The 6,570-nt window shown below is 51.8% G+C and carries 3 protein-coding genes and 1 pseudogene; 3 read left to right on the top strand and 1 reads right to left on the bottom strand.

Annotated elements, in window-relative coordinates; genetic code table 11:
* Nucleotides 1–34: 34 nt before the first annotated feature.
* A pseudogene (locus ACTH3S_RS17505) lies at nt 35–740 on the bottom strand (aspartate/glutamate racemase family protein).
* 180 nt (nt 741–920) lie between these two features.
* On the opposite strand from ACTH3S_RS17505, the gene ACTH3S_RS17500 reads away from it, so the two are divergent.
* The 3 genes from ACTH3S_RS17500 to ACTH3S_RS17490 all read left to right on the top strand — a co-directional run.
* The gene (locus ACTH3S_RS17500) at nt 921–4,067 is read left to right on the top strand and encodes a hypothetical protein (protein WP_441810296.1); all 3,147 of its coding nucleotides are present in this window, start codon (nt 921–923) and stop codon (nt 4,065–4,067) included.
* 62 nt (nt 4,068–4,129) lie between these two features.
* Entirely contained in the window at nt 4,130–5,311 is a 1,182-nt protein-coding gene (locus ACTH3S_RS17495; protein WP_441810295.1) for a cytochrome-c peroxidase, read from the top strand.
* Between the two features lie 93 nt (nt 5,312–5,404).
* On the top strand, nt 5,405–6,570 hold a 1,166-nt coding region (locus tag ACTH3S_RS17490), incomplete at its 3' end, for a hypothetical protein (RefSeq protein WP_441810294.1).

Genomic DNA, 6,570 nt, shown 5'->3' with positions numbered 1-6,570 from the left:
CTAGAGACCTTTATTTACTCGCGAGATAGACACATTAAAAATTTGCATACTGCCTATTCAAGGCTAACTCAACCGCCTGAGCCGCATGGATCTCAGTGGTGTCGTACAGAGCAACCGGCGTATCGGAAGCTTGAATCAGCAAACCGATTTCAGTGCAGCCCAGAATAACGGCTTGAGCACCACGCATGGCCAGTGAATCTACAACCTCAAGGTAGATCGCTTTTGAATCAGGGTTGACGATGCCCTGGCACAATTCTTCATAGATTATCCGGTGTACAGCGTCTCGCTCGCCGCCCTCTGGAATGATGACATTAATACCCTTTTCCTCAAGGCGTTCACGATAGAACGTTTGCTCCATGGTGAACCGGGTTCCAAGCAACCCGACCGATGATATCCCGTCTTGCAGCAGTCTACTGGCAGTGGCGTCGGCAATGTGAAGCAGGGGAGTGGCAAGCCTGCTCAATCTAAGGTGCAACCTTATGCATGGTGTTGGTGCAAACCAACAGAATATCGGCGCCACCGGCCTCAACAGATTGCGCTGCTGATATCAGTGTTTTCGCAGTTTCGTCCCGGTTTTCCTTATGCTGAAGACTCTCGATTTCTGCAAAATCCACGCTGTAGAGAATAATCTTTGCAGAGTGGAGCCCACCGAGTTGTTCCCGAACTTTCTGGTTGATGAGGCGGTAATAAGTCTGAGTTGACTCTCAGCTCATGCCTCGGATTAATCCGATGGTTTTCATAAGGCTTCCGTTGCTCAACAGATTCGCATAGATGCCGGCGCTGCAATTTCTGCAGTACCGTCAGGATTATGGATATCGGTCACCGTACAAGCATCTAGCTCGCAGATGAAATTTCTTGTTATAAGAGTGTAAATAAGTATCATTAGCATTTGCTTGTGATTTACATCTGGAGGTTAGTTCATGATCCAACGCACTATGGATTGGTTGCAGTTCTTTGGAGCTCGGAAAGCTGCTTTGGTATTGGCAGGGAGTCTTACCATTGCGGGCTGTGGTGGCAGTTCCGGAGGAGATTCATCATCGGCTGACCCAGCCTCAGGAAACGTGGCATTTAGTGGGGTTGTTACCGATCCAGCCATTGTCGGATCTTCGGTGCGTCTGGTTAACAGCGAAGGCGAGGTGCTGAGTCGGCTCGCTCAGACAGGAATTAATGGTGAGTTCCAACTCGAGCTTGACGCTGAGCAGGCGGAAGAGGTTGCAGGGATTTTGGCGACTGGCGGCAAAGACAGCGTAACCGGGCTGGACTTCAGTGGGTTGGCTTTAACCGCGCCGATAGATGGTGCCGGCGACTCCTTGGTAGTGTCGCCATTAACAACCTTGCTTGGCAGCAAGGGAGAGCAGGAGCTGGCGCAGATTCTGGGGTTGTCTGAAGCCGAGATCAAAGGCGACCCAGCTGCATCGGTGAATGCTCAGCGTGCAAGCATGTTGTTGTCAGAGTTGATGGTTGCCTTGCGAGGAGTTGAAGATGCCAACGACCTTATTGCTGATGCTCTTGCGGCGGCTGGCACAGATACAACCGGTGGAGCGAATTTCATTGCTGCTGCTGAGAGGTTGGAGGCCAGTGAGTTAACCACGGGTTCTGTGGATCTGGCTTTGCAATCACTGGCTAAGCGAGTTGCTGCCTTGAATTTACTGATAACAGATCCGCAAGCAACTCCGAAAGACACCGTTGAGGCATTTAACCGCATCAACCTTCGTGAAGGCGTCGAGCAGTATTTTATTTTCAATCTGGGGCTGTCAGAAACTGAACAGCTCGCCAGTAATGCCGATAACGTGGCCGATGCAATCTGGGGCGCCATTGGAAAGCGGGGTGTTCCAGCCGAGAGTTCCGCATTGCTGAATATGGTCCGTTTCGTGTTGCTTGATAACAATGTTGCCGTCACTGAGTTGGCTGCCGGGAGTGTGGCTTTGCCTACGGCCATTGGCGCCGATGGTGTGCTGCTTCAACTGGCGAACCGTAACTATGTGGACGTTACCCAGCCCCTGGCTTCCGGTGAAGAGCTGGGTGACGATAATGCTGCCCGCGTTGACTATTTTTTCCGCTCCGATGCATCTCCATATTTTCGTGCTCTTCAGCTTTTTGAAGGTGTTTATGATGATGCATTACTGGATCCGATATATGGCGTTGCGGCGGCGGGGCAGGCTTCGGCCGGCTTGATTGACGAGGCGGAGCTGACGGTTTCGGCTTCAGTTTTTGGTGCGGTTGAGCGTGCTTTGGCTTATCGCTCTATCGGACTGGCGTTGCTTGATCAGGGAGACAGTAGTGCCGCTGGTGATTACCTCAAGAGATCCCGGGATATCTATGTGAGCTACCTTGAGGCCAAAAGCGATCCTTCTGGCCCGCTGGAGCTTGATGGTGATGACGCTGCGTATTTTCAGCAACTCAGCGATGACTTTCTTGAAGCGGGCGATGAAGCTGAATCGAACGCCTCATTTGACCGGATATCTACCTACCTGGCCGCGCAGCAAGGAACTTATTCCACAGCTTATGCTCGCCTGGTTTACGCCATGAAACGCAACATTGAAGAGCTGTTCGAAGCCGAGTCTGATCGTGTAGTAACTGCAAATCGTGCTTTTCGCGAAGCGGTTTACGGGCTGGGTTCCAATGGAACGACCAGCAACTGTAACTCTGTTAGAAACGCTTTGTTGGCTGATGTGGCAGATTTTGCCGTCCGTTTAAACGACACTGCAGCAGGTGGCGAAGCACTGAGTGCGTTCAGCCAGAGCTTTGATAACGCCTGCGATGTGTCATGGTCCGCACGCATTGCTGAACGTTTTGCGTACAGTTTCGGCTATCTGGGGCGTGCCGATGAATTCCGTCAGTTGGTTGAGCAAAAGGTTCTGCCAGAAAGTGAGTCGTATGCCAGCTCTGCACTGGCGGCGCTGTCTCTATACGATGCGTTGGCTAAAGTTGAGGAGGGCGATCTGGATGGTGCCATAAATGCGATTGTTGCAAGCACGACCGAGATAGAGGATCAGCTCCAGGCACTGACATACGATGACCTTACTGATCGCAACTATCTCGCTGGCACATTGTACTCCCGTGGAGAGAAAGACAAGGCAAGGCAGGTGCTGGACTTTGCGTACGATTTATCCATATCTGACGAATTCTACAATCAGACATCGCCTACTACATTCACCGCGAATGGCTGTGCAGAAATGTCACTGCGTTATCAGCAGTGGGAAAGCGATGAAATGGCGCAGGAGAAGATGAGGCTTTGTAAGGACGAGGTGACGGGCAGGGATAGCCAGCAATCCACGAATGACCAATTTCTTGTTCGTGCGATACTGATACCCAAGTATCAGTGGGTAGGTCTTGTTGAGGAAACTCTGGAGCTGGTACAGAGCTATAACGACCTGATCCCGATTCTGCAGACGCCCTCTGATCGTTTGGCAAAAACTCTGGTGGCTGGCGAATTTTTTGCTTCGGCAGGATCTTCTGAAAAAGCTGAGCAGAATCTGACGAGCGCCTGGGATCTGGCTAAAGACCTGATAAATGCATCGACTACAGATGAAGAGCTTGTCGATGCCGTCGAGAGCTGGGTAAATGTCAGCAAATATCAGGCAGACGTTGCCGACATCATTCGTGAAAACCTTCGTGGTGAAAATGCCGCTCCGACCCGCCGTGTGGCGGATCTTCGAGCCAGCGCAATTGCTGAGCTTACGTCGGGTGAGGGTATTCAGTCATCTATTGGTCAGCTTAACTCACCGGAGGACCGGGAAGATCTCTACCGTGATGTGGTGAGTCAGTTGGCCCGGGCTCGGGCTTTTGATCAGGCAGCTGCAGTTGCACAGAAAGCTGATACCACGCCTGATATTAACAGCCGCCTGAAACTTGTTGCAGAAGAGCTGGTTAGTTATGACGATTTTCCAGGTACTACGGTGATTCGTTTCGACTTTGATCAGGACGGACTTCCGGACTTTTTCAGCCCACAGTCCACAGCTGAGGAGCGGACAACCCTGGGTGTAGCGATGGATTCAGATATTGATGGCGATGGTATTTTCGATACCACGGATATCGCTCCATACGATGCTCTTAATGCTGACTGATATTGAGGGGGCCGGCGGATGTGCCGGCCCCCTCCTCTATATAAAGTCTGGAGATGCTAGCTTTGCCTGATCACGAAGGTCAAATCATTATTCAGCTATGGAAACAAGGTTGTAAGCAGATCGGGATTGCCTTGGTTGCGGGTGTTCTGGTTGGGGGTAGTACGTTTTCATACGCTGGTGCTGCTGAACCGAAAAGCTGTGAATCCTCCATAGATGCCTTACGCCAATGCTATCAGCAGCCTGTTGCAAACTGGCCTGCTCCAGCTCTGGACATAGAGGAGCACATTGAACTGGGACTTGTACCCAAAGCCCCACCTGCAGAGGGGCTTGAAAAACAGCGCCAGGCACTAGGGAAGCGTCTTTTCTTCGAACCTCTTCTGTCTGGCTCGGGCCAGATCTCATGCTCCTCGTGTCACCGACCTGAGCAAAAATACAGTGATGGTTTGCGTGTCCCTGTTGGTCATAATCATCAGAGGGGCTCGCGCAATACTCCGGGGTTGTTGAACGTCGGCTTGAAGCAGGAGTTTTTTTGGGATGGCCGGGCTAAAACTTTGGCGGAACAGGCTGCGGCGTCAATGACCAGCCCGATTGAAATGGCCGCTGACCCGGAACAGGTTGTGGCACGGTTAGCTGTTCACCCTGATTATTCTGCGCTGTTTGCGGAGATCTATGGTGATGAACCACTTAATTTTGATCAGGTGACAGAGTCAATCTCGGCGTGGGTTGGCACGCTGAGGTCACGCCAAAGCCCGTTTGACCGGTTTCTGGCAGGAAAATCCAAAGCATTGAGCGATAGTGCGGTTCGCGGGTTACACCTGTTTCGCACCAAAGCTCGCTGCATGAACTGTCATCAGGGGCCACTGCTCAGTGACGGTAAATATCATAATCTGGGGTTAACCGGATACGGCGGCAAACGAGAAGACCTGGGGCGTTATCTGGTAACCGGCAATCCGGAAGACGTAGGGCGCTTTAAAACCCCCTCGCTGAGGGACATCAGTAGTACCGGGCCATATTTTCATTGGGGTACTTTTTCTGCGCTGCATAACGTTTTGTCGACATACAACGCCGGTGGCTACCACTTCAAACGAGGTGAAAAATACCGCGATGACCCGCTATTTCCTTCGACCTCTGAATTGCTTCAGCCTCTGGGTTTGACAGACGAGGAGTTCAATCAGCTTGAGAGCTTCTTGTACAGCCTGTCATCCGACACCCGAAATGGGTTTAGCCTCAGGTCAACGAGATAAATCAAAGACAAACAATAATGATTTGCATTATTAAATGCATGTAAGGATAATTACTGCCTTAAAAATCATATTGGTTTTGTTGGCGGAGTTCCTATGTCTCGTTTAAACATGTGCAAGCTTCGCGTTCCGGGGTTGACGCGGCTGATTGTTGTTATTGTTACTGCTCTGTTTGTGAGTGCCTGTGGGGGAGGCTCCTCCGGTGGCGATAGCCCCTCAGCCCAGGAATCATCTTCGGTAGTGTCCGGGGTTGTAACAGATCCGGCCATCGAACAGTCTGCAGTGCGTCTGGTCGATGTGGATGGCAATGCATTAACCAGCATTGTGCGTACCGACAGCGATGGGAGCTTCCGTTTTGAATTGAGTAGCCAGCAACTCGGCCAGCTTGCCGCCGTGGTTGCTATCGGCGGACGGGATGTGGAAACCGGAGCCGATATACAGGGCGTTACCCTGCGCGCTGATGTCAGCGCTAGCGGTGAATTTGTGGTTTCCCCTTTAACCACATTGGCTGCCAACGCCAGTGACAATTTATCCGCACAACAACTTGCCGATTTGCTGAACCTCAGCTCCGCCGAAGAATTGGATGACAACCCCGCTGACAATCCGGAGGTTCAGGTTCTGAGCCTGAAACTGACCGAAATCGCGAAAGTATTGCGCGACACCGGGCTGGATTGGGACGACTTTATTGAAGAATTACAGGTAGCTGACGGTGACTTGACCGGCGCGATCAATGGTCTGGCCACGGCAAATACCGAACGTCCTGTGCTGGCAGTGGTTGCTGAACGCCTTGAGGCATTTGATGCAGCGCTGGTGAACCCCGAACCTGGTGTTGGCACAGTGCAGCTATGGAACCGGCTCCAGTTCGAGAGTGGTCTGGCGCGCTTTTATCGTGAATCCCTGAATGTTGTCGAATCTGAGGAAACAACCGAGGCTGTCGCCCGCATCGCGCAGGCGGTATGGGAAGCGAATGGGCGTAAAGGTGTCGACCCCGACAGCCCGGGAATCGATAACCTGGCGCGCTACCTGATCAGCATTTATGGGCTTGATAGCGATAGCTTGACACAAGATCTGGTGGTGCCCGGTGAAGTGGCAACTGACGATCTCGTCGCTTTTGTAGCGAGTGTCGACTTTGTTGATCATGAGTTACCCCTGACGCCTGAGGAATTGCTATCTGACGACAATGAAGCCAAGGCTCAGTACTTCCTGAGTTCTGATCTGTCGCCTTTCTACAAAGCGGAAACCCTGTTCACCGGGTTATACGA

The sequence above is a fragment of the Marinobacter sp. genome, from assembly GCF_052094685.1.
Classification (GTDB): Bacteria; Pseudomonadota; Gammaproteobacteria; order Pseudomonadales; family Oleiphilaceae; genus Marinobacter.
The sequence above is the reverse complement of the archived record's forward strand: the minus strand, read 5'-3'. Positions and strand labels throughout refer to the sequence as shown.

Bases quoted from the DNA above. Each gene is read 5' to 3' on its own strand.
- ACTH3S_RS17500 (WP_441810296.1), top strand. From the start codon at position 921: ATGATCCAACGCACTATGGATTGGTTGCAGTTCTTTGGAGCTCGGAAA.